The 1924-nt window shown below is 45.5% G+C and carries 1 protein-coding gene; it reads right to left on the bottom strand.

Going from position 1 to position 1924, the window contains the following annotated elements; genetic code table 11:
• On the bottom strand, positions 1 to 1061 hold a 1061-nt coding region (hisS, locus tag AOQ29_RS05840), incomplete at its 3' end, for a histidine--tRNA ligase (protein WP_061993561.1).
• Positions 1062 to 1924 lie beyond the last annotated feature (863 nt).

Here is a 1924-nt window from a genome sequence, read left to right as displayed (position 1 = left end):
GTGGCCACGGCCAAGGTCTTGGCCTGTGTTTGGTCACCGATGTGAACGAGGTAGAAGTCCAAAGCGGCGGGAGCCAATTCGGCTTGTCCCTGTGCTTGGAGCAATGAAATCAACCGTTCCACACCCAAACCAAAGCCAATTCCCGGTGTTTCCGGCCCACCGAATTCTTCAACCAAACCGGAATAACGACCACCACCGGCAATGGTAGCGGCCCCCTTCAAGTTTGGATCAGTCGTCATCACTTCGAAAATGGTGTCGTTATAGTAATCCAAACCACGAACCATCGTTTGGTCGATAACATAATCGATACCGAGGTCGTCCAAATAAGACTTCACGGCCGCAAAGTGAGCCTGTGATTCTTCTGACAGGTAATCAAAGATGGTTGGGGCATCGGCCACAATCTTTTGATCCTTTTCATCTTTAGAATCCAAAATCCGCAAAGGATTCTTTTCAAGACGGGTCTGTGAATCCTTTGACAAATCATCAAAGTGTGGTTGCAAGTAAGCCACCAAAGCTTCGCGGTAAGCTTGACGAGAACCTTGGTCACCCAAGGTGTTCAAAGCGACCTTCAAGTCCTTCAAACCAAGCGAAGCCAAGAACTTAACGACCATTGTGATGACTTCGGCATCCAAGCTCGGTTCCTTTGAACCAAAGGCCTCCACACCGATTTGGTGGAATTGACGGAATCGACCGGCTTGTGGTCGTTCGTAACGAAACATTGGGCCCATGTAGAAAGCCTTGTATGGGTTTTCGTGTTCAGGACCGAAAAGCTTGTTTTCAACGTAAGCACGGACAACGCCGGCCGTTCCTTCGGGGCGCAAGGCCATGTGACGGTCACCCTTATCGTTGAAGTCATACATTTCCTTGGTCACAACGTCGGACGTATCACCGGCTGACCGAGCATAGACATCAAAGGCTTCAAACATTGGTGTCCGGATTTCCCCGTAGCCATACCGTGAAAAGACTTCACGGGCGCGTTGTTCGATGCGTTGCCATTCGCGCACTTGGGCATCAAATAAATCGGCCGTACCCTTTGGCCGTTGAAAATTAGCTTTTCCCATAGTATTATCTCGACGCTTCAGCGTCGCCTCCATTATCAAAATTTCAACAATTAGTCCGTCAAATAAAAAACGCCCTTAACAATCCGACCATTTGGCCAGGTTGTTAAGGGCGCTTTTGAGCACGGTACCACCTTAGTTTCACGTTATCAAAACGTGCTTTTATCCATAACGCGGATAAACGGCTGGGTTAACAGCAACCTTCCAGGTGTCTTTTGACCAAGCTCTTCGTTTGACTTGCAGCACCCGTCAAATTTCTAGAACCCAAGCATTGGTCTTTCCCTGCTCATCGGCTAATCTATTCTTAATTTTAGCAGGTTTTAATGGTCTGTCAAGTCAAAGCCGACCAGTTTTAGTGGCTGATACAGCTGGTAAAATTTGGTCTTGGGTACCTGGTAAATATTGTCTCCGAAACCAGCATTTTTCAATGGAAACTCATCAATTGTCACTGCTAATATTCGGTGTTATAATAAAGGCATAAGAAAAGCGACGTTGCTCGAACAACGCCGCTTCCCTAGCAAACCCGTTAAACGGTGACTATCCTTAGTTATTAGAAATAACCGTGAACCTGCCAAAGTTTAGACGGTTATTTTTTTGAATTAATTTAATCAATTCAATCACAATGCCGATTAACATTAGGTGGTATATACCTATGTTAGTAAACATTGCGATAAAGTCCGAGGGGGACATCAGGCTTCTCCTTTCCTAGAATAGTGAGTTTTACGATTTTAAAATCATAGGCCTCACCACCTTTCCAGGATAGCCACCGTCTTCACTTGTTTGCTTATCTGAATCATAACATGAATGCCTGTTTTCAGGCAATGGTAACGCTTACAAAAACATTTTTTCATCTAACAATTTTTTCA

The organism is Fructobacillus ficulneus, assembly GCF_001047075.2.
GTDB lineage: Bacteria > Bacillota > Bacilli > Lactobacillales > Lactobacillaceae > Fructobacillus > Fructobacillus ficulneus.
The sequence above is the reverse complement of the archived record's forward strand: the minus strand, read 5'-3'. Positions and strand labels throughout refer to the sequence as shown.